The sequence below is a fragment of the Cupriavidus sp. FW216-B1 genome, assembly GCF_058789195.1.
The window spans coordinates 423,454-447,866 of the sequence record NZ_JBYTEL010000003.1 but is presented as its reverse complement, the minus strand read 5'-3'; the positions used below and the strand labels follow the sequence as shown (position 1 = coordinate 447,866).

Here is a 24,413-nt window from a genome sequence, read left to right as displayed (position 1 = left end):
GTTCGGCATGGCAATCCAGGCATATTCCCCGGCGCTCTGGCGTGGCCCGCTCGCGGCCGCCGCGGCGCTCGCGCTGCTAGGCGCCTGCTCGACCCAGACCGGCGCGCCGCCGGCCGCCGGCGCCGCTCCCGCCGCATCGGCCGCGTCCGCGGTTGCCGCGCTGCCGCCCGCGCCGGAAGTGGCATCGGGCTACCGGCAGGGCATGACCACCACGTTCGCGGACCGGCACATGGCGGCGGCGGCCAACCCGCTGGCCACCGAGGCGGGCCGCAAGATCCTGCGCGACGGCGGCTCCGCCATCGACGCGGCGATCGCCATGCAGGCCGTGCTGACGCTGGTCGAGCCGCAGGCCACCGGCATCGGCGGCGGCGCCTTCATCATGTACTGGGACGGCAAGCGCGTGCAGGCCTACGACGGCCGCGAGACCGCGCCCGCTGGCGCCGGCGAAAACCTGTTCCTGCGCCCCGACGGCAAGCCCATGAGCTTCAGCGAAGGCCAGATCGGCGGCCGCTCGGTGGGCACGCCCGGGGTGCTGCGCGCGCTCGAGCTGGCGCACCGCCAGCACGGCAGGCTGGCCTGGGCGAAGCTGTTCCAGCCCGCCATCGAGCTGGCCGAGAGGGGTTTCCCGATCTCGCCGCGCCTCTACACGCAGATCGCCGCCGACAAGTTCCTGCCGGATTCGCCCGAGCTGGCCGCCTATTTCCTCGGGCCCGACGGCAAGGCCAAGCCGGCCGGCACCATGCTGAAGAACCCGGCGCTGGCGCGCACCCTGCGCGAGATCGCGCGGCGCGGGCCCAATGCGCTGTACGCCGGCCCGGTCGCCACCGACATCGTCAGGCAGGTCAACGGCAGCGCCAACCCGGGCTCGCTCTCGCTGGCGGACCTGCGCGACTACCGCGCCAAGGAGCGCGTGCCGGTGTGCAGCGACTACAAGCGCTGGAAGATCTGCGGCATGCCGCCGCCGTCGTCGGGCGGCATCGCCATCGCGCAGATGCTCGGCACGCTGCAGGCGCTGGAGGCGCGCGACCCGAAATACGCGCTGGCGGCGATGACGCCGCGGCAGGTGGCTTCGCCGGCCGGCTTCGAGCCTACCGTGGACGCCGTGCACGCGGTGTCGGAAGTGGGGCGCCAGGCCTACGCCGACCGCGGGCTCTACGTGGCGGACTCGGACTTCGTGCCGGTCAACGTGGCCGGGCTGATCGACCGCGACTACCTGGCCCAGCGCGCCGCGCTGATCGGCGACCGGAGCACGGGCAAGGCCGAGCCCGGCGTGCCGCCCGGCACGCGGGTCGCGTTCGCGCCGGACCGCTCGCCGCCGCGCGTGTCGACCTCGCAGATCGTGGCGGTGGACAACGCCGGCGGCGCGATCTCGATGACCACCACGGTGGAGAGCTATTTCGGCTCGCACCTGATGGTGCGCGGCTTCGTGCTGAACAACCAGCTCACCGATTTCTCGTTCGTGCCGAGCGAGAACGGCAAGCCGGTCGCCAACCGCGTGCAGGCCGGCAAGCGCCCGCGCTCGTCGATGGCGCCGACGCTGGTGTTCGACCGCGAGACCGGCAAGCTGGCCGCCACGGTGGGCTCGCCCGGCGGCTCGCAGATCATCGAGTACGTGTCCAAGACGCTGGTGGGCCTGCTGGACTGGAACATGGACGTGCAGGCGGCCATCAACCTGCCCAACTTCGGCAGCCGCAACGGCCCGACCGAGCTGGAAGCGGGACTCGTCAGCCCGGCGCTGGCGCAGGGCCTGGCCGCGCGCGGGCACCAGGTGGCGCAGATCGAGATGACCAGCGGCACGCAGGCCATCGTGCGGCGCCAGCGTCCGGACGGCAAGTGGGCGTGGGCGGGCGGCGCCGATCCGCGGCGCGAAGGGGTGGCGCTGGGGGATTGAGCGAGGCCGGCCTGCCGTTTGTTTTCTCCCCTCTCCCATTTCATGGGAGAGGGGAGCCAACCGTCGGTGATCGGAGGTCTGTCAGCAATTCGAGGCCGGCTCGCGCGAGCCGGCCTTTTTCGTTTCACGCCATCGCCAGCCGCCGCGCAGCCGGGCGCGCCGGTCAGTCCCCGCTTTCCTTCCCCGCGGGCAGCGCTCTCTGCTCCGACCACAGCAGCAGCGCATCGAGCGCCGGGCACAGCGCCTGCCCCCACGCGGTCAGGCGGTACTCGACCTTGGGCGGGACCTGCGCATAGACCTGCCGCGCCACGATGCCGTCGGCTTCGAGCTGGCGCAACTGCTGGGCCAGCATCTTCTGCGAGACGGCGGGGATCAGCCGCTCCAGGTCCGAGAAGCGCCGCACCTTGCCGTCGAACAGGTGGAACAGGATGACCAGCTTCCAGCGCCCGTCGATCAGCCGCAGCATCTCTTCCACGCCGATGGCGGCCGTCGCGGGCGTATAGACCTTTCTCATGGGTGGGTAGCTTACTTTTTCGTGCGTTCTTGATGGGCGGGCAGCTTATGCCGAGAATCCCGGTATCGCAAATTCCTGCCGCAATCCCGGGTACCGAAAACCATGAGCTTGCCACTGCCTGACGCCATCGCCACCTTTTTCGCGGTCAGCAACGGCGCCGACGACGCGCTGCTGGCGCATTGCCTGGCGCACGATGCCGCCGTGCGCGACGAAGGCCGCACCCACGAGGGACCAGAGGCCATCCGGGCCTGGCTGCGCGACGCGCGGCGCAGGTATGCGTACCGCGTCGAGCCGCTGGAAGCATCGCGGCAGGGGGACGGCGTGAGCGTGATGGCCGAGGTTGCCGGCGATTTTCCCGGCAGCCCGGTCCGGCTCGCGCACGTGTTCGGGCTGCGCGGCGGCCGCATCGCATCGCTGGAGATCGGCTGATGGGCATGGACCTCGAGCTGAAGGGGCGGCGCGTCCTCGTGACCGCCGGCACCAGGGGCGTCGGCGCGGCCGTGGTGGCGCGCTTTCGCGAGTCGGGCGCGCGCGTCGTGACGACGGCGCGCACGCGCCCCGATGCCTTGCCGCAGGCGCTGTTCGTCGGCGCCGACCTGACCACGGAGGATGGTTGCGCCGCGGTGGCGGCGGCGGTCGGCGAGCGCCTGGGCGGCGTGGACATCGTCGTCCACGTGCTGGGCGGCTCGTCGGCGCCGGCGGGTGGTTTCGCCGCGCTCGACGACGCCGCGTGGCACCGCGAGCTGTATCTGAACCTGTTCCCGGCGGTGCGGCTGGACCGGGCCTTGCTGCCCGGCATGCTGGCGCAGGGCGCGGGCGTCATCATCCACGTCACCTCGATCCAGGACCGGCTGCCGCTGCCGGCATCCACCACGGCCTACGCCGCGGCGAAGGCCGCGCTGTCGACCTACAGCAAAAGCCTGTCGAAGGAGGTGACGCCGAAGGGCGTGCGCGTGGTGCGCGTCGCGCCCGGCTGGGTCGAGACCGAGGCCGCCGTGGCGCTGGCCGAGCGGCTCGCGCGGCAGGCGGGCACCGACTACGAGGGCGGCAAGCGGATCATCATGGATGCGCTCGGCGGCATTCCGCTCGGGCGTCCGTGCAAGCCGGCCGAGGTGGCGGACCTGATCGCCTTCCTGGCTTCGCCGCGCGCGGCGGCGATCAGCGGCACGGAATATGTGATCGACGGCGGGACCATCCCCACGGCGTAGCGTGTCCGGGCCCCGCGCCGGGGCCCGGCTTCAGTCGAGCCGCACGTCGGCCTGCTTGACCACCGCGGCCCAGCGCGCGCGCTCGGCGACGAAGAACTTGTTGGTCTCGGGCGGCGTCATGGTCACGACCTCGGCGCCCTGGCCGGCCAGCTGCGCGCGCACTTCCGGCGTGCGGATGATGCGGATCAGCTCGGCGCTGATGCGCGCCACCAGCGCGTCGGGCATGGCGGCCGGGGCCATCACGCCCTGCCACGTGCCGGACTCGAAGCCGGGCACGCCCTGTTCGGCGATGGTCGGCACCTGGCCCACCAGCGGCATGCGGGTCTTCTTGGACACCGCCAGCACCTTGAGCTTGCCGGCCTGCACCTGCGGCAGCGTCGCCAGCATGCCGTTCATCAGCACCTGCGCCACGCCGCCCACGGTGTCGGCCACGGCCTGCGAGCCGCCCTTGTAGGGCACGTACTGCCACTTGGCGCCGGTGGCCTGCGCCACCGCCACGCCGGCCAGGTGCGGCGCGCTGCCGATGGCGGTGACGGCGAAATTGAGCTGGGTGCGCTTGGACAGCTCCACCAGTTCCTTGAGGTTATTGGCCTGCACCGACGGATGCACCACCAGCAGGTGCGGCGAGTAGGCCAGCATCGACACGCCCTTGAGGTCCTTGCCCGGATCGAAGGTGAGCTTGGTGTAGACCGACGGGCTGATCGCCAGCGCGCCGACGTCGCACAGCAGCAGCGTGTGGTTGTCGGTGCCGGCCTGCGCCACCATCGCGGCGCCGATGTTGCCGTTGGCGCCGGGGCGGTTGTCCACCACGATGGGCTGGCCGAGCGCCTCGCCGAGCTGCTTGCTGATCAGGCGCGCGATGATGTCGGACGAGCCGCCGGCCGGGTAGGGCACGACCAGGCGGATGGGGCGGGTGGGCCAGTCGGCGGCCTGAGCGGCGGACGACAGAAGGGTGCCTGCGGTGCCCAGGCCGCCCGCGGCGGCGGTGGCGCCCAGAGCGGAAAGCTGGCTGAGGAAGGTACGGCGGGTGGTCGGCATTGCTGCTGTCTCCGGTATGGCTTCGTTGTATGTTGTCGTATGTGTTGGATGATAGCTTGAAGTTTACGGCTGGTCTAGGGGCGGGTTTTCGCCTACATGCTGCGACTGTGGCTTGTTCTGCGCATTCCGCGCTCAGACAGTGTCATTAAATACACATCGTGTGATACGACAACATGGTCCGCAAAAAAGCCCCGTTCCCGGCAGGGAAGCGGGGCTTGCCGCGCCGCGGGTCGTGCCGCGGGCCGGCGCGGCCGGGCGTGGACTTATTGCCTGGCCTTCCTGGCGTATTCCCAGCCCATTTCCGCCATCGGCCGCGCGCGCTTGCCGGCGTCCAGGGCCTGCGCCGACGAGGCGGTGCCGTCCACCACGCGCTTCATGATGCCCTGCAGGATGCCGGCGATGCGGAACATGCTGAAGGCGAGGTAGAAGTTCCAGTCGCCGGTGATGGGGCGGCCGGTGCGCTGCTCGTAGGTGCGGCGGTAGGCGGCTTCATCGGGGATGCCCAGGCTCTGGTAGTCCAGCCCGGCGATGCCGCGGAACTGGCCCGGCGCGATGTGCCAGCTCATGCAGTGGTAGCCGAAGTCGGCCATCGGGTGGCCCAGCGTGGACAGCTCCCAGTCCAGCACCGCCAGCACGCGCGGCTCGGTGGGGTGGAACATGAGGTTGTCGAGGCGGTAGTCGCCGTGCACGATCGAGGTCAGGTCGGCGTCCTCGCGCGGGATGTGCCCGGGCAGCCAGGCCATCAGCGAATCCATCGCGGGAATGCTCTCGGTCTCGGACAGCTTGTACTGCTTGGTCCAGCGCTCGATCTGGCGCGAGAAGTAGTTGCCCGGCTTGCCGTAGTCGCCCAGCCCGATGGCCTGGTAGTCGACCGTGTGCAGCGCGGAGATGACGCGGTTCATCTCGTCGTAGATGGCGGCGCGCTCGGCCGTGCTCATGCCGGGCAGCGACTGGTCCCACAGCACGCGGCCGGCGACGAATTCCATGATGTAGAAGGCGCGCCCGATCACCGCCTCGTCCTCGCACATGGCGTACATCTTCGCCACCGGCACGTCGGTGCCGGCCAGCGCCGCCATCACGCGGTATTCGCGCTCGATGGCGTGCGCCGAGGGCAGCAGCTTCGATTTCGGGCCGGGCTTGGCGCGCATCACGTAGGTCCGGCCCGGCGTGATCAGCTTGAAAGTGGGGTTGGACTGGCCGCCCTTGAACTGCTCGATGGCCAGCGGGCCGGCGAAGCCGGCCACGTGCTGGCCCATCCACGCTTCCAGGGCGGCGAGGTCGAAGCGCTGCTGCTCGGCCACCGGCCGCGTGCCTTCGAAGTTCGAAACGTTTTCGCTCATGCTGTCTCCGTTCTTGGTCTGTTCCGGGTGTTCCGTGTGCTGGCGTGGCCCGCCCGTCTGCGCGGGCATGTCCGGCCGGCCGCGCGCCTAGCGGTAGCGCGGCTTGCGTTTTTCCAGGAAGGCGCCGATGCCTTCGCCGCCGTCCTTGTGGTGCAGCGCGGCCACGAAGTTGTCGCGCTCCTCGGCCAGGTGCTGGGTGAGGCTGGCGGTGCCGGCGTGGTTGATCAGCGCCTTGATGCGGCCCACCGCGTGGGGCGACTGCTCGGCCAGCGCTTCGGCCAGCCGCAGCGCCTCGGTGAGCGCCTGCCCGTGCGGCACCACGCGGTTGACCAGGCCGAAGTGGGCCAGGCGCGCGGCGTCGGCGGGCTTGCCTTCCATCATCAGCTCGGAGGCAAGCTGGCGCGGCAGCGCGCGCGCCAGCTCGTAGGAGCCGCCGCCGTCCGGGGTCAGGCCGACCTTGACGTAGGCCATGACGAACTTGGCGTCGCTGGCGGCCACCACGAAATCGCAGGCCAGCACCAGCGAGAAGCCGGCGCCCGCGGCCGGGCCTTCCACCGCGGCGATGATGGGCTTGGGAAACGCGTGCAGCGTTTCGATCCAGTGGTTGAGGACCTCGATGCTTTCGGCCTGCACCGACTGCGGCCTGGCGCGGTTGGCGAGCAGGCGGTTGAGGTTGCCGCCGGCGCAGAACGTGCCGTCGGCGCCGGTGATGACCACCGCGCGCACTTCGTCGTCGCGCGCGGCCTGTTCCAGCGCTTCCTGCGACGCCGCGTAGATGTCCGGGTGCAGCGCGTTGCGCGCCTCGGGGTTCGAGATGGTCAGCACCAGCGTGGTGTCGACGCGTTCGGAAAGCAGCTGAGCGGTCATGGCGGCGGGGCGGGAAACGAGGCGGCGCGGAGGCGGAGTCCGCGCCGGCCGGGGGCGGATGCGAAACGACCGCAGGCCGGGGGGCTTGCGGTCGCGCGGATTACTGCTCTTCGGCCAGCAGCGACAGGCCGAGGCCGGCGCGGCGCCACAGCCACGGGCTGGGGCGGTAGCGCATGTCGCCGGTCAGGCGCTCCAGGTTGCGCAGCACGGTCAGCACCAGGTCCGGGCCGATCGCGTCGCCCAGCGCCAGCGGGCCCTTGGGATAACCGAGGCCCAGGTTGACGGCGAGGTCGATGTCGACCGGCGTGGCGATGCGCTGCTGCGCGATGTCGCTGGCGATGTTGACGATGGAGCAGACGATGCGCTGGGCCACGAAGCCGGCCGAGTCGCGGATCACCGTGACCGGCACGCCGTCGGCGCCGAACAGGCCGTGCGCGGCCTCGCGCGCGGCGGCGGTGGTGGCCGGCGTGGTCATCAGCGTGCGGCGCTTGGTGGCCTCGAACGGCATCAGCGTGTCGATGGCGACCACGCGGCTCGGGTCCAGGCCTTCGTGCAGCGCGCAGGCGGTGGCGTCCAGGCCCAGCGGCGTGACCACGATCAGCGCGTCGGCCGACGGCTGGTTGCCGGCTTCGGCGGTCATGCCCAGCGCGCCGATCAGCTTGACCACCATCGCGTGGCCGCGCTCGTCGGCGTGGCTGACCCAGACGCTGGCCGGGCGCGCGGACGGCGCCGGCACGGCGGCGGGCACCTGCTTCTGGCCGTCCACGTAGCGGTAGAAGCCGGCACCGGCCTTGCGGCCGATCAGGCCGCCCACCGCGCGGATCGCGGTGATCGGCGAGGGGCGGTAGCGCGGTTCCTGGTAGAACTGGTTGTAGATCGACTCCATCACCGGGTGCGACACGTCCAGCCCGGTCAGGTCCATCAGCTCGAACGGGCCCATGCGGAAGCCGGCCTGCTCGCGCATGATGGCGTCGATGTCGGCGAATTCGGCCACGCCTTCCTGGGCCACCTTGAGGCCTTCGATGTTCATGCCGCGCCCGGCATGGTTGACGATGAAGCCGGGCATGTCCTTGCAGCGCACCGGGGTATGGCCCATGCGGCGCGACAGCGCCATCAGCGCGTCGCCCACGGCCGGGTCGCCGGACAGGCCGTCGATCACCTCGACCACCTTCATCAGCGGCACCGGGTTGAAGAAGTGGTAGCCGGCGACGCGGCCCGGGTGCTTCGCGCCCACGGCGATCGCGGTGATCGACAGCGACGAGGTGTTGGAGGCGATCACCGCCTCCGGACGCAGGATGGCTTCGAGCTTCGCGATCAGGTCGCGCTTGACCTCGAGCTTCTCGACGATGGCCTCGAGCACCATGTCGCAGCCGGCCAGGTCTTCCAGCGCGCTGCAGGGCTTGACGCGGGCGAGGGCGGCGTCGGCGTCGGCCGCGCTGATCTTGCCCTTGTCGGCCAGCTTGGCCAGCATGTCCTGCAGGTATTGCCGGGCGGCCGCCACGGCTTGCGGATTGGTGTCGTACAGGCTGACGGCGAGGCCGGCCTGCGCGGCGATCTGCGCGATGCCCCGGCCCATGGCGCCGGTGCCCACGATGCCGAGGGTGTCGATGGTGAAAGTGCTCATAGTGCGTCCAGAAAGTTGTGGTTAAATTAGCACGAGCGTACGTTTTTTGCATCATCCGCGACAGTGGCGCGGTGCAAGCGGCGTGCGCTGATCGGCCACAGGCAGCCGCCAGAGTCTGCCATGCCACACAATGCGGCCCGGCCCTTGCGTTGGGCAATTCGCCGGGCAATTTTTTCGCGGCCCCGCGCCGCGTCCCCCGCGCGACCCGCACAACAAGGAGAGAGACGACATGCTGAAGCTCTGCGGATTTTCCGCCAGCAACTACTACAACAAGGTCAAGCTGACCCTGCTGGAAAAGAACCTGCCGTTCGAGGAAGAGCTGGCCTGGCTCGGCGAGACCGATCCCGAAGCCTCGCCGCTGGGCAAGGTGCCCTACATGATCACCGATCGCGGCCCGCTGTGCGAGTCCGAAGTGCTGGACGCCTACATCGAGTCCACCTACCCGCAGGCGCCGCTGCTGCCGGCGGACCCGTTCCAGGCCGGCAAGGTGCGCGAGCTGGTGACGTTCCTGGAGTTGTACCTCGAGCTCACCGCGCGCGAGCTGTATCCGGCGGCCTTCTTCGGCGGCAAGGTGAGCGACGGCACCAAGGAGCGCCAGCGCAGGCTGCTCGAGCGCTATATCCCGGCGTTCGGCAAGCTGGCGAAGTTCTCGCCCTATCTCGCCGGCGACACCTTCACGCTGGCCGACTGCGCGGCCGTGGTGCACCTGCCGCTGGTTTCCGCCTGCACGAAGATCGTCTACGGCGAGGACATGCTGGCCGGGCTGCCGGTCAAGGACTATCTCCGGCGCATGTCGGAGCGGCCCTCGGTGCAGCGGGTCAACGCGGACCGCAAGGCGAATACGGAGCTGATGCTCAGCCGCCGGAAGTAGCGCGGCCGGCGGGCGCGCCGTTGCCGGGGACTGTAGGCGCGCCGACCGCGCCTACCGTGCCTACAGCGTCTTCAGCCGCTCCAGCGCCAGCGCCAGCGTTTCCTCTTTCTTGGCGAAGCAGAAGCGCACCACGCCGGATTCGCGCGGCTGCGAGTAGAACGCCGACACCGGGATCGCCGCCACGCCGATCTCCTTGGTGAGCCACATCGAGAAATCGGCCTCGCTCATGTCCGAGATGGCCGAATAATCCACGCACTGGAAGTAGGTGCCGTCGGACGGCAGCAGCTTGAAGCGCGTGCCGGCCAGCCCGGCGCGGAAGTAGTCGCGCTTGGCCTGGTAGAAGTCGGACAGGCCGAGGTAGGGCGCGGGGTCGGCCATGTAGCTGGCCAGCCCGTGCTGCACCGGCGTGTTCACCGTGAACACGTTGAACTGGTGCACCTTGCGGAATTCGGCCGAGAGCGCCGCCGGCGCGGCGACGTAGCCGACCTTCCAGCCGGTCACGTGGTAGGTCTTGCCGAAGCTCGACACCACGAAACTGCGGCGCGCCAGCTCGGGGTGGCGCGACACGGATTCGTGGCGCTGGCCGTCGAACACCATGTGCTCGTAGACCTCGTCGGACAGCAGCAGGATGTCGGTGCCGGCCAGCAGCCCGGCCAGGCGCTCCATGTCGCCGGCGCGCCAGATGGTGCCGGTGGGGTTGTGCGGCGTGTTGACCATCAGCATGCGCGTGCGCGGCGTGATGGCCGCGGCGATGCGGTCGAACGGCACGCGGAAATGCGGCGCGTCGAGCGCCACCGACACCACCTTGCCGCCGGCCAGCTCGATGGCGGGGATGTAGCTGTCGTAGCACGGTTCCAGCACGATCACCTCGTCGCCGGGGTGCACCGCGCACAGGATGCTGGTGAGGATGCCCTGGGTGGCGCCAGCGGTGACCGTGATCTCGCTGTTCCAGTCATAGGCATGGCCGTACAGCTTGCCGACCTTGTCGGCGATGGCCTGGCGCAGCGCGGGCACGCCCGCCATCGGCGGGTACTGGTTGAGGCCGGCGCGCATGGCGTGGGTCACGGCGTCGACGATCTTCGGGTCGCAGTCGAAGTCCGGGAAGCCCTGGCCGAGGTTGACGGCGTTGCGCTCGGCGGCCAGCGCCGACATCACGGTGAAGATGGTGGTGCCGACCTTGGGCAGGCGCGACGGCGGCGGCGTGATCGGCAGGGAAGACGAGGCGGGCTGGACGGAAGGCTGGCTGGACATGGGCGGCGGCGTCGGGCAGGAGCGGCGGTCGGGGATCGGAGAAGCGAACAAGGCGAGAGGCAATGCCGCATTCTAGCGGGGATCGGCCGTTGCCTGCGCGGCGCCGGCGCGCGCCGCCAGCCAGGCCGGGAAGGCCTGCGGCAGCAGGATGTCCACGCCGCTCTGGCGGCGCAGGCGCCCCTTGAGCTTGAGCACGGCCTTGTCCTTGGACACCAGGCAGGCGGCCTGGGCGAAGTGGGCCAGCTCGATGAACTTCTGGTCGTCGGTGTCGCGGCAGCGCGGCAGGCGCGCGGCCAGCGTGTCGGCCTCGGCCGGGATCTCCAGGGCCGTGGTGAGGCGGTCCACGGTGGCCAGCGCGGCCGGGATGTCCACTTCGAAGCGGGCGAATTGCGGATAGGCCAGCACCCGGCGCAGCTCTTCGCGGCAGTCGGGGCGGATCACCGCGGCGATGGCGCCGCCGTGCAGCGCGGCGCGGATGGGCTCGACGTGGGGGTCGGCGAAGACCAGCAGGTCGACCCAGATATTGGAGTCGAGCACCACGCGCGGCGCGGCGCCGGCGGGGGCTTCGGTGGAGTGAGATGGCATTCGTTACAATCGGGTCTTTGTGTTTGCCGCGATTTTGCCATGCTCATCGTCCTGTCCCCCGCCAAGTCGCTCGACTACGAGACGCCGGCACGCCTGAAGACCCATACGCTGCCGCGTTTCATCGAGCGCTCGGCGACGCTGATCGCGCGCCTGCGCGAGCTTGCCCCGCAGGACATCGGCGCGCTGATGGACATCTCCGACAAGCTCGCCGTGCTCAACGCCACGCGCTACGGCGACTGGTCGCCCGAGTTCACCGCGGCCAACAGCAAGCAGGCCGTGCTGGCCTTCAACGGCGACGTGTACGAGGGGCTGAACGCGCCGTCGCTGTCGGACGACGACCTCGCCTTCGCGCAGAAGCACGTGCGCATTCTCTCGGGCCTGTACGGCGTGCTGCGCCCGCTCGACTGGATGCAGCCCTACCGGCTGGAGATGGGCACGCGCCTGGACACCGCCGCGGGCAAGGACCTCTACACGTTCTGGGGCGACGACGTCACGCGGCTGCTGCAGGATGACTTCAAGGCGCTCAAGGCCGAGGGCGCGCCGGTGCTGGTGAACCTCGCCTCCGAGGAATACTTCAAGGTGGTGCGCCCCAAGGTGCTCGGCGCGCGCATCGTCACGCCGGTGTTCGAGGACTGGAAGGGCGGCCGCTACAAGATCATCTCGTTCCACGCCAAGCGCGCGCGCGGCACCATGACGCGCTACGCGGTGACGCATCGCATCACGGATCCGGCCAGCCTCAAGCGCTTCGCCGAGGACGGCTATGCCTTCGACCAGGACGCATCGGACGACGCGCGCTGGGTCTTCCGCCGGCGCCTGGACGACTGAGCGGCCGCGCCGCCCGGCCATCGCCGACCATCCCCGGCCCCGTTTCCTGCCGTTGCCGCGCGGCGCCGGCGCGCACGCACCACAGAACCCGCACCACAGAACCCGCACACCATGACCCAAGCCCTGCACATCTCCGCCAGCTTCGACTCGGGCGCCATCGAAGTCGAATCGCTGGCGCAGGCCGGCGACATCCGCCTGCGCATCCGCGCCGACTCGCACGCGGAGTTCCGCCAGTGGTTCCATTTCCGCCTGCAGGGCGCGGCCGGCCAGCCCTGCAGCCTGCGGTTCCTCAACGCGGGCGACTGCACCTATCCGGACGGCTGGCGCGGCTACCACGCGGTGGCCTCGTACGACCGCGCGTACTGGTTCCGCGTGCCGACCGCCTTCGACGGCAGCACCATGACGGTGTCGTTCACGCCCGAGCACGACAGCGTGTGGCTGGCCTACTTCGAGCCATATCCCGAGGAGCGCCACCTGTCGCTGCTGGCCACCTCGCAGCGCTCGCCGCTGGCGCGCCTGTCGCACCTGGGCAGCACCGTGGACGGCCGCGACATGACCGCGGTCACGGTGGGCAAGCCCGGCGACGGCAAGAAGACCATCTGGATGATCGCGCGCCAGCATCCTGGCGAGACGATGGCCGAGTGGTTCTGCGAAGGCGTGCTGCAGCGCCTGACCGGCACCGGCATGTGGGCCGGCGACCCGGTCGCGCGCAGCCTGCTCGAGCGCGCCGTGTTCCACATCGTGCCGAACATGAACCCCGACGGCGCGGCGCGCGGCAACCTGCGCACCAACGCCGCCGGCGCCAACCTGAACCGCGAGTGGATGGCGCCGAGCCTGCAGGCCAGCCCCGAGGTGTACCACGTGCGCCGCGCCATCGAGGCGACCGGCTGCGACATGTTCTTCGACATCCACGGCGACGAAGGCCTGCCCTACAACTTCGTCGCCGGCAGCGAGATGCTGCCCGGCTTCACCGAGGCCCAGCGCGCCGAGCAGTTGCGTTTCATCGAAGCGTTCAAGCGCGCCACGCCCGATTTCCAGGACGTGTACGGCTATGCCGCCGGCAAGTACAACGCGGACGCGCTCAAGCTGGCCTCGAAGTACATCGGCCATGCCTTCGGCTGCCTGTCGCTGACGCTGGAGATGCCGTTCAAGGACAACGCCGACCAGCCCGACCCGGTGGTCGGCTGGAACGGCGCGCGCAGCGCGCTGCTGGGCGCGGCGATGCTGCAGGCGGTTCTGGCGCAGTTGGATTGAGGGGCGCGCGGGCAAGGGGAAAAGTCCGGGGGCGACTGACGAAGCCGCCAGAACGGGCCCAAGCCGCGAGAGCTAGCCCAAGCAAGGTGTCCTCCTTCTCCCCTCACGGGGAGAGGGGCGGTTTAGCTAGGAGCCACATCAAGCGGGGCCAGCGGTTTTTTCCAGCATCGCGGCCAGAAACGAAGCTGCCGGTTTTTTTCCAGCACGCCAGCATTCGCCAGCGCTGACCCTCTCCCCCAACCCCTCTCCCGCGAGCGGGAGAGGGGAGCAAACAGGCGGTAGCTTCGCTGTCGCTCAGCGCGCCTTCTTGCCCGACTTCGCGGTGCTCTTGCTGCCGCTCTTGGCGGTGGACTTGCTGCTGGCGCTGGACTTGCCGGCCTTGCCCGAGGACTTGGCCGCCTTGCCGCCCTTGTGCCTGCCGGCCTGGCGGGTGTTGCTGCGCACCGCGGGCGCGGCGGCCGGTTCGCTGATGACGGTGCCGCTGCCATCGAGCAGCTCGTAGGCCAGCATCATGCCGTCGGCGTAGCCGCAGCGCACCTTGACCGCTTCCCACTGGGCCTCGCCGTTGCGCTTGTGCGCGGTGGCGGCGAAGGTCACTACGGAGCTGACCGGCACGGCCTGCTTGCCTTGCGAGAAGCGTCCGTCCCACGGTTCCACCGTGGCCTGCCCGGCGCCGAGCGCGCCGGTCGGGATCTTCAGCGCGTCGAACGTCACGGAGCGCGGCACCACCCAGCTCGCGTGCGCGGCGCAGTCGGCCACGTCGGCGCTGGCGTTTTCGGTCTGCATCAGTTGCTGGCGCATCTGCGCGCGGTACTCGGCCAGGCTCACGCGGCCCTGCGCGGGCAGGGTCACGGTCTTGGTCGGCGGCGTGGCGGCGGGAGCGGGTGGCGGGCGGGTGGCGGCCGGCGCGGGAGTGGCGGGCCTGGCAGCGGCGGTCGCGGCTGCGGTGGCGGGCGTGGCGGTGGCGGGGCTGGTTGCCACGGCATCGCGGTCGTTGAGCGGTGTATCGGCGCAGCCCACCAGGGCGATCGCACCTGCCACTGCGGCAGCCAGCGCGCACAGGCGGCTGCCGATCAGGTCAGAGATTCGTCGGATCACGGGATCGTCTTGCTTTGAGGCAAAGGGGTTGGCAAAGGTCTGCCATGATAGAGGAAACCCATGCTGCAAAGTTCCGAAATCTCTTGACCCTAGGTTCTACCCTAGGTGCGGTTGCCGCCACGATGCGCCCGGCATGCCGCTTTCCGGGCGTGCCGGCGCGGCTGCGTTGCACAGCCGCGCGGCAGGCCTTGGCCGTGGCGCTTCAGCTTGCCGAGGCGGCCTTGACGAAGACCTTGAGCTCGTCGAGCAGATGGTTGAGGTCGGCCTTGAGCTTGCCGAAGCCGGCGTTGTGCACGAGGCCCGCCTCATCCATGTACAGCTTGCGGTTGACCTCCAGCTGCAGGCTGTGGCGGCGCTGGGCCGGCTGGCCCACCACGCGCACGATCTCCACGCCCTTGTACGGGTGGTTGCGCCAGACGTCGTAGCCCAGGTCCTTGAGCACGGCTTCCACGCGGTCGGTGAAGCGCTTGTCGCAGGTGGTGCCGTCGCGGTCGCCGACCACGAAGTCGGGATGCTGCAGGCCCGGATGCTCGGTGGCGTACTGCGCCGCCTCGCTCGGCATCGAGTGGCAGTTGACGTGCCACGCGCTGCCGTGCCGGGCGATGGCCTGGTCCGACAGTTTCTGCAGCTGCGCGTAGTAGGGCAGGTAATGCCGCGCGATGCGCGCCTGCACCTCGGCCACGCTCAGCTTGCGGTCGTAGATGGCTTCGCCGGTATCCAGCACGCGCCATACCAGGCCCTTGCCGAGCCGGGTCTTGGAGGTTTCCTGGCGCGGGCCGGGCCACGGCGCGTCGAGCAGCGCCTCGTCGATTTCCTCGATGCCGCGGTTGGCATCGAGGTAGCTGCGCGGGAAGCCCGCGCACAGCAGCGCGATGCCGCGTGCGGGGGCGTCGGCGTACAGCTCGTCGACGAAGGTGTCCTCGGCCTGGCGCAGCAGGGGCAGCGGCAGCCCGGCGGCGGGCCGGAAGTCGTCCGGGTAGGTGGTGGCGCTGTGCGGCGAATCGAGAAAGAGCGGGCCGCTCTCGCCTTGCGGCAGTTGCAGCAGGTAGGGAGTGAGCCCGGTCTTTCGGTCTGTTTCCGTCATGATGTGCGTCGGTTAATCCAGGGAGATCTTGGCGGCGCCGGCGATGCGCTTGTTCTTCGCCACTTCGCTCTTGATCTGGGCGGCGAACTGTGCCGGGGTGTTGCCGACCGGCACCGCGCCCAGCTTTTCCAGCTTAGCCTTGACTTCGGGCTGCGCAAGCACCTTGACGGTGGCGTCGTGCAGCTTGTTCTGCAGGTCGGCGGGCAGGTTGGCCGGCGCGATCAGGCCGAACCACGAGGCGTCGTTGACTTCGGGCAGGCCGAGCTCGGCGAAGGTCGGCACGTTGGGCAGGGCCGGCACGCGCTTGGGCGCGGCCACCGCCAGCGCGCGCAGCTTGCCGCCTTCGATGAAGGGCAGCGAGGACGGCAGGTTGTCGAACAGCACCTGCACCTGGTTGGCCAGCGCGTCGTTCAGCGCCGGGCCCACGCCCTTGTACGGCACGTGCAGCAGCTCGGTCTTGCTGCTCATCTTGAACAGCTCGCCCATCATGTGCGAGACGCTGCCGTTGCCGGCCGAGCCGTAGGCCAGCTTGTTGGGCTCGGTCTTGGCCAGCGCGATGAAGGACTTCATGTCGGTGGCCTTGACCGCCGGGTTGATGCTCATCACGTTGGGCACCGAGGCCAGGTTGGTGATGGTGGTGAAGTCCTTGGTGGCGTCGTAGGCCAGGCGCGGGTACACGGCCGGGTTGATGCCGTGCGTGGACGCGGTGGCGATGCCCAGCGTGTAGCCGTCCGGCGCGGCCTTGGCCAGGAACGCGGTGCCGATGCTGCCGCCGGCGCCGCCGCGGTTGTCCACCACCACGGCCTGGCCCAGTTGCTGGCCGAGCTTGTCGGCCACGAGGCGCGCCACGATGTCGGTGGTGCCGCCGGCCGGGAACGGCACGACCAGCGTGATGGGCTTGGTCGGGTAGGTGCCCTGGGCCGCGGCCGACAGCGACAGGCCGGCGGCGACGGCGCCGGTGGCGGCGGCAAGAAGGCGGAGCATGTTACGGCGTTGCATGAGTTCGGTTCCTGGTGGGGAGTATGGGGAGACGGAAAGCCAAGAAGCGGCTAGGAAGTGGCTAGGAAGCGGCGAAGAGGTGACGAAGCAGCGACAGAGCAGCGACAGAGCAGCGACGAAGAAGGTGACGGATCGCCGGCAGGGCCGAAACGTCTTGAAAATAAGTCAAAGCGGCTCTCCCCGATTCTGCGCGTTCGTGCACGCGGACCGCAAACGAAATAAAATCGCGGGATCATTCCATTTGGTAGTGAAGTAAGGGGTAATCTATGCGACGCTTGTGTCCGTCGCTGACCGAATTGCAGGCTTTCGAGGCCGCCGCGCGCTACAACAGCTTCACCGTGGCCGCCCGCGAGCTCCACGTGACGCAGGGGGCCGTCAGCAAGCAGGTGCGCAGCCTGGAAGCCTTCCTCGGCGTGGAGCTGTTCGAGCGCGTGCGCCAGCGCCTGATGCTGACCGACGCCGGCCAGCGCTACCTCGACCGCATCCGCCCCAGCCTGACCGAGATCGAGGCCGCCACGGTGGAGCTGATCGCCCGCCAGGGGCGCGGCGGCACCCTCCATATCGCCAGCATGCCCACGCTCGGCGCCAAGTGGCTGATCCCGCGCCTGCCGCAGTTCTTCGAGAAGCATCCCGACGTGAGCCTGGAATTCGTGCCGCATGCGCAGGGCTACGATTTCTCGCAGCCCGACCTCGACGCCGCCATCCGCTTCGGCGACGGCGTGTGGCCGGGCAGCCTGGCCGACTACATGACCGGCCGCGAGGTGCTGCCGGTATGCCGGCCCGGCCTGCTCGCCGGCGAGCCCGACGGCATGGCGCGCCTGCCGGCAGCGCTGCTGCGCTATCCGCTGCTGCACCACACCACGGTGCCCGAGGCGTGGGCCGACTGGTTCGCCGAGCTTGGCGTGGCCACGCGCAAGGCCTGGAGCGGCGCGCGCTTCGACCAGTTCTCGCTGCTCACGCAGGCGGCCATGTCGGGCCTGGGCATCGCGCTGATCCCGCGCTGCCTGATCGAGCAGGAGCTGGCCGGCGGCGCGCTGGTGGTGGCGCACCCGGCCCGCGTGCTGAGCAAGAAGGGCTACTACCTGTGCTATCCCGAGCAGAAGCAGCACCTGCCGGCGCTGCAGACGTTCCGCCAGTGGGTGATGGAGGGCGTGGACGTGGTGGCCTGAGGCGGGGCCGGGCGGGCCGCTACTTCGACAGCACCCGCATGGCCTGCTCGAGGCCGTTGAGCGTGACCGGGTACATGCGCGACTTCATGATCTGGCTGATCACCGTCACCGACTGGCGGTACTGCCACAGGCCCTCGGGCTCGGGGTTGAGCCAGACGAAGCGCGGGAACTGCTCGATCAGGCGGTTGAGCCAGACCGCGCCCGCTTCCGGGTTGTTGTATTCCACCGAGCCGCCCGGCTGCAGGATCTCGTACGGGCTCATGGTGGCGTCGCCGACGAAGATCACCTTGTAGTCCGAGCTGTACTTGTGGATCAGGTCCCAGGTGGCGATCTTCTCGGCGTGGCGGCGCCGGTTGTTCTTCCACACGTAGTCGTACACGCAGTTGTGGAAGTAGTAGTACTCGAGGTGCTTGAACTCGGTCTTGGTGGCCGAGAACAGTTCCTCCACGCGCTTGATGTGGTCGTCCATCGAGCCGCCCACGTCGAGCAGCATCAGCACCTTGACCTTGTTGTGGCGCTCCGGGCGCAGCTTGATGTCGAGCAGGCCGGCATTGGCCGCGGTCGCGTGGATGGTGTCGTCGAGGTCGAGCTCGGTCTCCGCGCCTTCGCGCGCGAAACGGCGCAGGCGGCGCAGCGCCACCTTGATGTTGCGCGTGCCGAGCTCGACCTGGTCGTCGTAGTCCTTGTAGGCGCGCGCCTCCCACACCTTGATGGCGGTGCGGTTGCCCTTGGACGGGCCGCCGATGCGGATGCCCTCGGGGTTGTAGCCGCCGTGGCCGAACGGCGAGGTGCCGCCGGTGCCGATCCACTTGTTGCCGCCCTCGTGCTTTTCCTTCTGCTCCTCGAGCAGCTGCTTGAGGCGCTCCATGAGCTTGTCGAGCCCGCCCATCGCTTCGATCTTGGCCTTTTCCTCGGCCGACAGCTCGCGCTCGAGCGTCTTCTGCAGCCAGTCCAGCGGGATGTCGGACTTCCAGTCGACCAGGTTCTCGACGCCCTTGAAGTAGGCGGCGAAGGTCTGGTCGAACTTGTCGAAGTGCTTCTCGTCCTTGACCAGCGCCATGCGCGACAGGTAGTAGAACTCGTCGATCGACGGCGAGATGACGCCGGCCTTGAGCGCCTCGAGCATGGTCAGGTATTCCTTGACCGAGACCGGCAGCTTGGCGTGGCGCAGTGAGAAGAAGAAGTCGATCAGCATGATGCCTCGCTTTCAGTCGGCGCGCGCTGTCAGCGCGGGCGCTCGAGCTGGAACTGCAGGTGTTGGCGCACGGTCGGCCATTCGCTGGCGATGATGGAGAACACCACGGTGTCGCGCAGCGAGCCGTCCGGCATGCGCTGGTGGTTGCGCAGCACGCCGTCCTGCTTGGCGCCGAGCCGCGCGATGGCGGCGCGGCTCTGCTGGTTCATCCAGTGCGTGCGGAACTCCACCGCGATGCAGCCGAGATGGTCGAACGCATGGCCCAGCAGCATCAGCTTGCATTCGGTGTTCAGCGGCGAGCGCTGCACGCGCCGCGCATACCAGGTCGAGCCGATCTCGACGCGCCGGTTGGCCGCGTCGATGTTCATGAAGGTGGTCATGCCGGCCAGCTCGCCGGCGGCGTCGCGCACCGCGAACGGCAGCATCGAGCCCTGTTCCAGCAGGCCCAGGCGCCGCGCGATCTCGGCTTCCATGCGATCGGGCTCGGGCACGCTGGTGTACCAGAGCTTCCACAGCTCGCCGTCGGCCACGGCGGCGCGCAGGCCGTCGGCATGCTCGGGGCGCAGCGGCTCCAGCGTGGCGTGATGGCCCACCAGCGTCACGGGTTTGGCAAAGGCAGTCATGGCGGGTCCGGGTTCAGCGGTTGGCGCGGTTCATGAACACCAGCCGCTCGAACAGGTGCACGTCCTGCTCGTTCTTCAGCAGCGCGCCGTGCAGCGGCGGGATCGCGGCCTTCTTGTCCGGGCTCTTGAGCGCCTCGGGCGGGATGTCCTCGGCCATCAGCAGCTTGAGCCAGTCGATCAGCTCCGAGGTGGAGGGCTTCTTCTTCAGGCCCGGCAGGTTGCGCATCTCGTAGAACGACTCGAGCGCGGCGGCCACCAGCTCGCGCTTGATGCCGGGATAGTGCACGTCGACGATGCGCTGCATGGTCTCGGCGTCGGGGAACTTGATGTAGTGGAAGAAGCAGCGGCGCAGGAAGGCGTCCGGCAGCTCCTTCTCGTTGTTGGAGGTGATGATGACGAGCGGGCGGTGCCTGGCCTTGACCAGCTCGCGCGTCTCGTACACGTAGAACTCCATGCGGTCGATCTCGCGCAGCAGGTCGTTGGGGAATTCGATGTCGGCCTTGTCGATCTCGTCGATCAGCAGCACCACCTGCTGGTCGGCCTCGAACGCCTGCCACAGCACGCCCTTGACGATGTAGTTGCGGATGTCGTGCACGCGGTCGTCGCCGAGCTGCGAGTCGCGCAGGCGCGAGACCGCGTCGTACTCGTACAGGCCCTGCTGCGCCTTGGTGGTCGACTTGATGTGCCATTGCAGCAGCGGCATGCCCAGCGCCGCGGCCACTTCCTCTGCCAGCATGGTCTTGCCGGTGCCGGGCTCGCCCTTGATCAGGAGCGGGCGCTGCAGCGCGCGGGCGGCGTTGACGGCCAGCTTGAGGTCATCGGTGGCAACGTACTGCTGGCTGCCTTCGAAGCGGGTCTGCTGGTTGGGGCTGGCGTTGGTGGTGTTGGACATGAGGCAACCTGATGAGGGGTTCGTGCGTGTCGGAATGGGCCAGTATAAAAGAGCTTTTCCGTTCGTGTATGGCGGCGTGCACCATGCTGGACGCTCGCGTGCAGCCTGCTGTACAATGCGCCGGTTTGACGCGCCCCCCAAAGTCCTATATCTCCACCGTCCGGTTCGTCCGCCCAGTCATGCGCGCGGCCCCTGCCGGGAGGCGGCGTGCGAAGAGATGGTTGCAGAATGAGGCAGGTCCGTGCCCGCTTCGCCTGGCCACTTCCAGGCGTGGACGTCCCGACGAAGGACGCCCGCTGTGCCCGACCCCGCTGGCAGCGCCACATCGAGCCGCAGGCAGATGCGGCTTCCCCGCCGGACCCATTCCGAAGCCATTTCCGACCGGTCGGGCAGGTCTCCCAGGGTTTTACACTTCCAATCAGCTACGACAATGAAAAAGCTCCTCACGATGGTGGTGCTGGGCGCAGCCGCAATGGCTGTGCACGCCCAGGAAGTCAAAGGCAATGTGGATGCAGCCAGAAACAAGGTCGCAATGTGTATCGGATGTCATGGTATTCCCGGATACCGTGCCTCGTTTCCCGAGGTGTACCAGGTGCCGCTGCTGGGAGGCCAGAACGCCAAGTACATCGAGAACGCGCTCAAGGAATACCAGAAGGGCGACCGCAAGCACCCGACCATGCGCGGCATCGCCGCCACGCTGAGCGACCAGGACATCGCCGACGTGGCTGCCTACTACGCGCAGCAGACCTCCGGCACCCAGAACAACAACCAGAAGTGAGGGGACCCTCCATGAATACGCTCAAGACGCTTTCGCTCGCGGCCGGCGCGCTCGTGCTGGGTGGCGCGGCTTTCTCCGCCGCGGCGGCCGACATCGCCGCCGGCAAGGCGCTGGTGGAAAAGGGCAACTGCGTGGCCTGCCACGGCGCCGGCATGAATGCCCCGATCAGCCCGGACTACCCGAAGCTGGCCGGCCAGCACGCCGACTACCTGTACCACGCGCTGGCCGCCTACCAGATCACCACCAACCCGCAGGTGGGCCGCTCGAATGCCATCATGGCCGGGCAGGTCAACGCCAATCCCGCCGTGACCGGCAAGGACGGCAAGCCGCGCCCGTTCACGCGCCAGGAACTGCGCGACATCGCCGCGTACATCGAATCGCTGCCGGGCGGGCTGGTGTTGAAGAAGTAAGGACGGCACGCATGCCGTGCCGCCGACAGGCGGGGCGGCGCCCCGGCACACCCTGCCGTTCGGGAATGGCTTCCTGTTTCGCGAAGGCGCCGTCCCGGCGACGACGATGTGCCGCTACTGCGGCCGCCCCGCGGCGATCCACTGCCTGGTCTGTCCCGGCGTGAGCCGGTAGCGGGCGCAGTTGTGCAGGTCCAGCGTCCGCAGTTCCTGCGCGAGCATCGGCTGGAAAACCTGCGCATCCTGTTCGGACAACCCCAGCAAGGCCGCGGCTTCGGCGGCCGTCCGTCCATCGCGGACAATATGGCCGATCGTCTCGTTCAAGGCTTCCCGGAAGCGCAGTCGCATCGGGTCGGGAACACCCATCGCCTCGATCTGGACGGCGTATTTCCTGATCGAGCGCCGATAGGCCCATTCGAACAGGTCCGCAGCCAGCGCCACGTCGCGATGCTCGTACACGCCCATCATGGCGCAGGCATAGTCCTGCGCTTCCACATCCAGGAACGACAAGGGCGCGCAGTTGTACAGCATCAGGGGAATATTGGCCGACAGGCGGCTGGTACGCTTGTTGCCGTCCTCGAAGGGCTGCAGATAGGCCAGATTCACCCAGAGGAAGAAGGCCGACTCCACCGGGTTCTTGATCTGCCGCGCCTTCTCCACGATGTGCCCGAACATCTCCTCCAGCAGCGCGGGAGCATGTGCCGGGACGTAAGTGGTGTCGCTGATATTGACCACCTTTTGGCGAATGCTGCCCAGGCCATGGGCGTCCGCCAGCAGGTCTTGCATCAGGATGGCATGCAGGTTTCTGATCAGGGCCGGCGTCAGGCCGTACTCGGGCACCGCATCGACCAGGAATTCGATGGCGGCCTTGTGGTTGAGCAACATGACCGCGTCCAGATCGCTGCCGGCCATGCCGTTCTTGAACAGTTCTTCCGTGGCCAGCAGGGAATAGCGATTGCCCTCCAGGCGCGACGAGGACCAGGACAGATCGATGAGCAGGGGGCCCAGCACGTTGCGCGCATAGGTTCCGGCGGGCTGTTGTCCGCGCAGGCGTCCCTCTTCGGCCAGCGCGTGCGCGATGGCTTCGGGCAGGAGGGAACTCTGGTTCGGCACATAACCGTCCACGAAGGCGCGCTGGTAGCCGACGGCCTCGCGCGCGGCCAGCGGCCGCTTCAGCTCGGCCAGCAGCGCTTGGCCTCGCGCGGACAACGAGAAGCCTGGCACAGGCGATAACGCTCGCGGCGCCGCCGGCTGCGACGCCGCGGGCAAGCTCGGCGCCAGCCGGTATCGCGTGGCGCGCGCGCGGCCTTCCCGAATCACGCCGCCGGCGCGCACCAACGTGTCGAGCTGGCGTTTCACCGTGGACCAACTGGCATGAACCCGGTTGGCAAGGTCGCGCGAACTCAGCCAGGGAGACGCTGTTTGCGCCTGCGCCTGCAGCGCTAGAAGGATCTCGTCTTGCACGACCACGGCACACTCCTCGAACCGGCTCGACGGGTTGAATCAGCTCATATTAGCTCAATACAGCTCGAATCGGCTCATCCGGGAGTTCGCATGAGCTGATGGCGGGCTGATTTGTTTCCGTCGGGCCGGGTTTCACGGGCACATCCGCACCCTGTCGGATCGGTCGTGCGCGCGAGCCAGCCGGGTTCCGGCGCGGGCGTCATGTCGAAGTCGGAAAAAAAGCCGCTGACACCAGCGGCTTTTTCGTTGCGCGCAACCGGCGCTCAGTTGCCGGTGCCCTTGACCAGCCGGCGCGCCTTGACGGCGTTGGCCAGCGTCTCCAGCACCTTGACCGAGTCGTCCCAGCCGATGCATGCGTCGGTGACCGACTGGCCGTAGGTCAGGGTGTCCACCGGCGTGCCCTGTACGTGGTCCTGGCGGCCCGCCACCAGGTGCGACTCCACCATCACGCCGACGATGCGCTCGTCGCCGCCCGCCACCTGGCGGCCGATGTCCTCGCACACCGGGATCTGGTTCTCGTGCTTCTTGCTGCTGTTGGCGTGCGAGGCGTCGATCATCAGGCGCGCGGCCAGGCCGGACTTGGAGATCGCTTCGCAGGCTTCCTGCACGCTGGCGGCGTCGTAGTTGGGCGTCTTGCCGCCGCGCAGGATGATGTGGCAGTCCTCGTTGCCCGAGGTCGACACGATGGCCGAGTGGCCGCCCTTGGTGACCGACAGGAAATGGTGCGGCTGCGAGGCGGCCTTGATGGCGTCCACGGCGATCTTGACGTTGCCGTCGGTGCCGTTCTTGAAGCCCACCGGGCACGACAGTCCGGAGGCCAGCTCGCGGTGCACCTGGCTTTCGGTGGTGCGCGCGCCGATGGCGCCCCAGCTCACCAGGTCGGCGAGGTATTGCGGGCTGATCATGTCGAGGTACTCGGTGCCGGTCGGCACGCCGATCTCGCTGATGTTCAGCAGCAGCTCGCGCGCGATGCGCAGGCCGTCGTTGATCTTGAAGCTGCCGTCCATGTGCGGGTCGTTGATCAGCCCCTTCCAGCCCACCGTGGTGCGCGGCTTCTCGAAATACACCCGCATCACCACTTCCAGCTCGCCGGCGAAGCGATCGCGCTGCACCTTGAGCAGCTTGGCGTATTCGAGCGCGGCGCGGGTGTCGTGGATCGAGCAGGGCCCGATGATGACGATCAGGCGGTCGTCCATGCCGTGCAGGATGCGGTGCATGGCCTGGCGCGCGCCGTAGATCACGTCCGAGGCCTGTTCGGAGCAGGCGAATTCGCGGATCAGGTGCGCTGGCGGCAACAGTTCCTTGAGTTCGCGAATACGCAGGTCGTCGGTGTTCTTCAGCATGATGGCTCCGGGATTTCGTGGGTCGTGGGTTTGGGTGTGTGGGCTAGGGCCTGGGAGCGGGCCGGGATAAAAAAAGCCGCCAGGGTTGCTGGC

At 68.8% G+C, this 24,413-nt stretch carries 24 protein-coding genes; 9 read left to right on the top strand and 15 right to left on the bottom strand.

Features of this window, described 5'->3' with window-relative positions:
• The first annotated feature begins 7 nt into the window (after positions 1 to 7).
• The gene (locus tag AC3WXD_RS11715; protein WP_492323750.1) at positions 8 to 1,891 is read left to right on the top strand and encodes a gamma-glutamyltransferase family protein; all 1,884 of its coding nucleotides are present in this window, start codon (positions 8 to 10) and stop codon (positions 1,889 to 1,891) included.
• A 163-nt stretch (positions 1,892 to 2,054) separates the two neighbouring features.
• Here AC3WXD_RS11715 and AC3WXD_RS11710 read toward each other — a convergent pair whose 3' ends face one another.
• Complete coding sequence (locus AC3WXD_RS11710; RefSeq protein WP_059412975.1) at positions 2,055 to 2,405, bottom strand: winged helix-turn-helix transcriptional regulator; 351 nt, start codon at positions 2,403 to 2,405, stop codon at positions 2,055 to 2,057.
• Between the two features lie 102 nt (positions 2,406 to 2,507).
• Here AC3WXD_RS11710 and AC3WXD_RS11705 point away from each other — a divergent pair, with 102 nt between their 5' ends.
• Together AC3WXD_RS11705 and AC3WXD_RS11700 are read left to right on the top strand one after the other, a co-directional pair.
• Entirely contained in the window at positions 2,508 to 2,834 is a 327-nt protein-coding gene (locus tag AC3WXD_RS11705) for a nuclear transport factor 2 family protein (protein ID WP_059412974.1), read from the top strand.
• The gene (locus AC3WXD_RS11700) at positions 2,834 to 3,613 is read left to right on the top strand and encodes an SDR family oxidoreductase (protein WP_492323749.1); all 780 of its coding nucleotides are present in this window, start codon (positions 2,834 to 2,836) and stop codon (positions 3,611 to 3,613) included. The genes AC3WXD_RS11705 and AC3WXD_RS11700 overlap by 1 nt, the downstream gene beginning before the upstream one ends.
• A 30-nt stretch (positions 3,614 to 3,643) precedes the next feature.
• Here AC3WXD_RS11700 and AC3WXD_RS11695 read toward each other — a convergent pair whose 3' ends face one another.
• The 4 genes from AC3WXD_RS11695 to AC3WXD_RS11680 form a co-directional block, all read right to left on the bottom strand.
• Positions 3,644 to 4,651, bottom strand: a complete 1,008-nt coding sequence (locus tag AC3WXD_RS11695) for a Bug family tripartite tricarboxylate transporter substrate binding protein (RefSeq protein ID WP_020201381.1) — start codon at positions 4,649 to 4,651, stop codon at positions 3,644 to 3,646.
• 263 nt (positions 4,652 to 4,914) lie between these two features.
• Positions 4,915 to 5,991: a phosphotransferase gene (locus AC3WXD_RS11690; RefSeq protein WP_492323748.1), complete on the bottom strand. Its 1,077-nt coding sequence runs from the start codon at positions 5,989 to 5,991 to the stop codon at positions 4,915 to 4,917.
• Between the two features lie 87 nt (positions 5,992 to 6,078).
• The gene (locus AC3WXD_RS11685) at positions 6,079 to 6,858 is read right to left on the bottom strand and encodes an oxepin-CoA hydrolase, alternative type (RefSeq protein ID WP_020201383.1); all 780 of its coding nucleotides are present in this window, start codon (positions 6,856 to 6,858) and stop codon (positions 6,079 to 6,081) included.
• Between the two features lie 100 nt (positions 6,859 to 6,958).
• Positions 6,959 to 8,482, bottom strand: coding sequence for a 3-hydroxyacyl-CoA dehydrogenase (locus AC3WXD_RS11680; RefSeq protein WP_059412970.1), 1,524 nt, complete (start codon positions 8,480 to 8,482; stop codon positions 6,959 to 6,961).
• 229 nt (positions 8,483 to 8,711) lie between these two features.
• On the opposite strand from AC3WXD_RS11680, the gene AC3WXD_RS11675 reads away from it, so the two are divergent.
• Positions 8,712 to 9,353 carry a glutathione S-transferase gene (locus AC3WXD_RS11675; protein ID WP_492323747.1) on the top strand — a complete coding sequence of 214 codons (642 nt, stop codon included), beginning with the start codon at positions 8,712 to 8,714 and terminating at the stop codon, positions 9,351 to 9,353.
• 60 nt (positions 9,354 to 9,413) lie between these two features.
• On the opposite strand, the gene AC3WXD_RS11670 is transcribed toward AC3WXD_RS11675, so the two are convergent.
• Both AC3WXD_RS11670 and AC3WXD_RS11665 read right to left on the bottom strand, forming a co-directional pair.
• The gene (locus AC3WXD_RS11670) at positions 9,414 to 10,604 is read right to left on the bottom strand and encodes a pyridoxal phosphate-dependent aminotransferase (protein WP_059412968.1); all 1,191 of its coding nucleotides are present in this window, start codon (positions 10,602 to 10,604) and stop codon (positions 9,414 to 9,416) included.
• Between the two features lie 72 nt (positions 10,605 to 10,676).
• On the bottom strand, positions 10,677 to 11,189 hold the full coding sequence (locus AC3WXD_RS11665) for a putative toxin-antitoxin system toxin component, PIN family (protein WP_020201388.1): 513 nt from the start codon (positions 11,187 to 11,189) through the stop codon (positions 10,677 to 10,679).
• A gap of 39 nt (positions 11,190 to 11,228) precedes the next feature.
• Here AC3WXD_RS11665 and yaaA point away from each other — a divergent pair, with 39 nt between their 5' ends.
• Both yaaA and AC3WXD_RS11655 read left to right on the top strand, forming a co-directional pair.
• A complete protein-coding gene (gene yaaA / locus AC3WXD_RS11660) occupies positions 11,229 to 12,014 on the top strand; it encodes a peroxide stress protein YaaA (protein ID WP_492323746.1) in 786 nt (261 codons plus the stop codon).
• A 111-nt stretch (positions 12,015 to 12,125) separates the two neighbouring features.
• Positions 12,126 to 13,268, top strand: a complete 1,143-nt coding sequence (locus AC3WXD_RS11655; RefSeq protein ID WP_020201390.1) for a M14 family metallopeptidase — start codon at positions 12,126 to 12,128, stop codon at positions 13,266 to 13,268.
• 294 nt (positions 13,269 to 13,562) lie between these two features.
• On the opposite strand, the gene AC3WXD_RS11650 is transcribed toward AC3WXD_RS11655, so the two are convergent.
• The 3 genes from AC3WXD_RS11650 to AC3WXD_RS11640 all read right to left on the bottom strand — a co-directional run bounded on the left by AC3WXD_RS11650 (position 13,563) and on the right by AC3WXD_RS11640 (position 16,449).
• The gene (locus tag AC3WXD_RS11650; RefSeq protein ID WP_492323745.1) at positions 13,563 to 14,366 is read right to left on the bottom strand and encodes a BspC domain-containing protein; all 804 of its coding nucleotides are present in this window, start codon (positions 14,364 to 14,366) and stop codon (positions 13,563 to 13,565) included.
• A gap of 202 nt (positions 14,367 to 14,568) precedes the next feature.
• On the bottom strand, positions 14,569 to 15,450 hold the full coding sequence (locus tag AC3WXD_RS11645; protein ID WP_492323744.1) for an N-formylglutamate amidohydrolase: 882 nt from the start codon (positions 15,448 to 15,450) through the stop codon (positions 14,569 to 14,571).
• A 12-nt stretch (positions 15,451 to 15,462) separates the two neighbouring features.
• Positions 15,463 to 16,449 (bottom strand): tripartite tricarboxylate transporter substrate binding protein BugE, encoded by a 987-nt coding sequence (locus AC3WXD_RS11640; RefSeq protein ID WP_029043265.1) that lies wholly within the window; start codon positions 16,447 to 16,449, stop codon positions 15,463 to 15,465.
• A gap of 266 nt (positions 16,450 to 16,715) precedes the next feature.
• Here AC3WXD_RS11640 and gcvA point away from each other — a divergent pair, with 266 nt between their 5' ends.
• Positions 16,716 to 17,618 carry a transcriptional regulator GcvA gene (gcvA, locus tag AC3WXD_RS11635; protein ID WP_059412964.1) on the top strand — a complete coding sequence of 301 codons (903 nt, stop codon included), beginning with the start codon at positions 16,716 to 16,718 and terminating at the stop codon, positions 17,616 to 17,618.
• Positions 17,619 to 17,637: 19 nt separating this feature from the next.
• On the opposite strand, the gene AC3WXD_RS11630 is transcribed toward gcvA, so the two are convergent.
• From AC3WXD_RS11630 to AC3WXD_RS11620, 3 genes are read right to left on the bottom strand one after another with little or no spacing between them, the layout of a single operon-like run.
• Positions 17,638 to 18,813 carry a vWA domain-containing protein gene (locus AC3WXD_RS11630; protein WP_020201395.1) on the bottom strand — a complete coding sequence of 392 codons (1,176 nt, stop codon included), beginning with the start codon at positions 18,811 to 18,813 and terminating at the stop codon, positions 17,638 to 17,640.
• Positions 18,814 to 18,842: 29 nt separating this feature from the next.
• Positions 18,843 to 19,436, bottom strand: a complete 594-nt coding sequence (locus AC3WXD_RS11625; RefSeq protein ID WP_059412963.1) for a GNAT family N-acetyltransferase — start codon at positions 19,434 to 19,436, stop codon at positions 18,843 to 18,845.
• A 13-nt stretch (positions 19,437 to 19,449) separates the two neighbouring features.
• Complete coding sequence (locus AC3WXD_RS11620) at positions 19,450 to 20,328, bottom strand: AAA family ATPase (protein WP_020201397.1); 879 nt, start codon at positions 20,326 to 20,328, stop codon at positions 19,450 to 19,452.
• 430 nt (positions 20,329 to 20,758) lie between these two features.
• On the opposite strand from AC3WXD_RS11620, the gene AC3WXD_RS11615 reads away from it, so the two are divergent.
• Together AC3WXD_RS11615 and AC3WXD_RS11610 are read left to right on the top strand one after the other, a co-directional pair.
• On the top strand, positions 20,759 to 21,106 hold the full coding sequence (locus tag AC3WXD_RS11615; protein WP_029043267.1) for a c-type cytochrome: 348 nt from the start codon (positions 20,759 to 20,761) through the stop codon (positions 21,104 to 21,106).
• 11 nt (positions 21,107 to 21,117) lie between these two features.
• Complete coding sequence (locus tag AC3WXD_RS11610; RefSeq protein ID WP_059412962.1) at positions 21,118 to 21,516, top strand: c-type cytochrome; 399 nt, start codon at positions 21,118 to 21,120, stop codon at positions 21,514 to 21,516.
• Between the two features lie 114 nt (positions 21,517 to 21,630).
• Here the strand turns inward: AC3WXD_RS11610 and AC3WXD_RS11605 are convergent, their stop codons facing one another.
• Together AC3WXD_RS11605 and aroG are read right to left on the bottom strand one after the other, a co-directional pair.
• Positions 21,631 to 22,983, bottom strand: coding sequence for a Fic family protein (locus tag AC3WXD_RS11605; RefSeq protein ID WP_081651325.1), 1,353 nt, complete (start codon positions 22,981 to 22,983; stop codon positions 21,631 to 21,633).
• A gap of 257 nt (positions 22,984 to 23,240) precedes the next feature.
• Positions 23,241 to 24,320, bottom strand: coding sequence for a 3-deoxy-7-phosphoheptulonate synthase AroG (gene aroG, locus AC3WXD_RS11600; protein ID WP_020201401.1), 1,080 nt, complete (start codon positions 24,318 to 24,320; stop codon positions 23,241 to 23,243).
• Positions 24,321 to 24,413 lie beyond the last annotated feature (93 nt).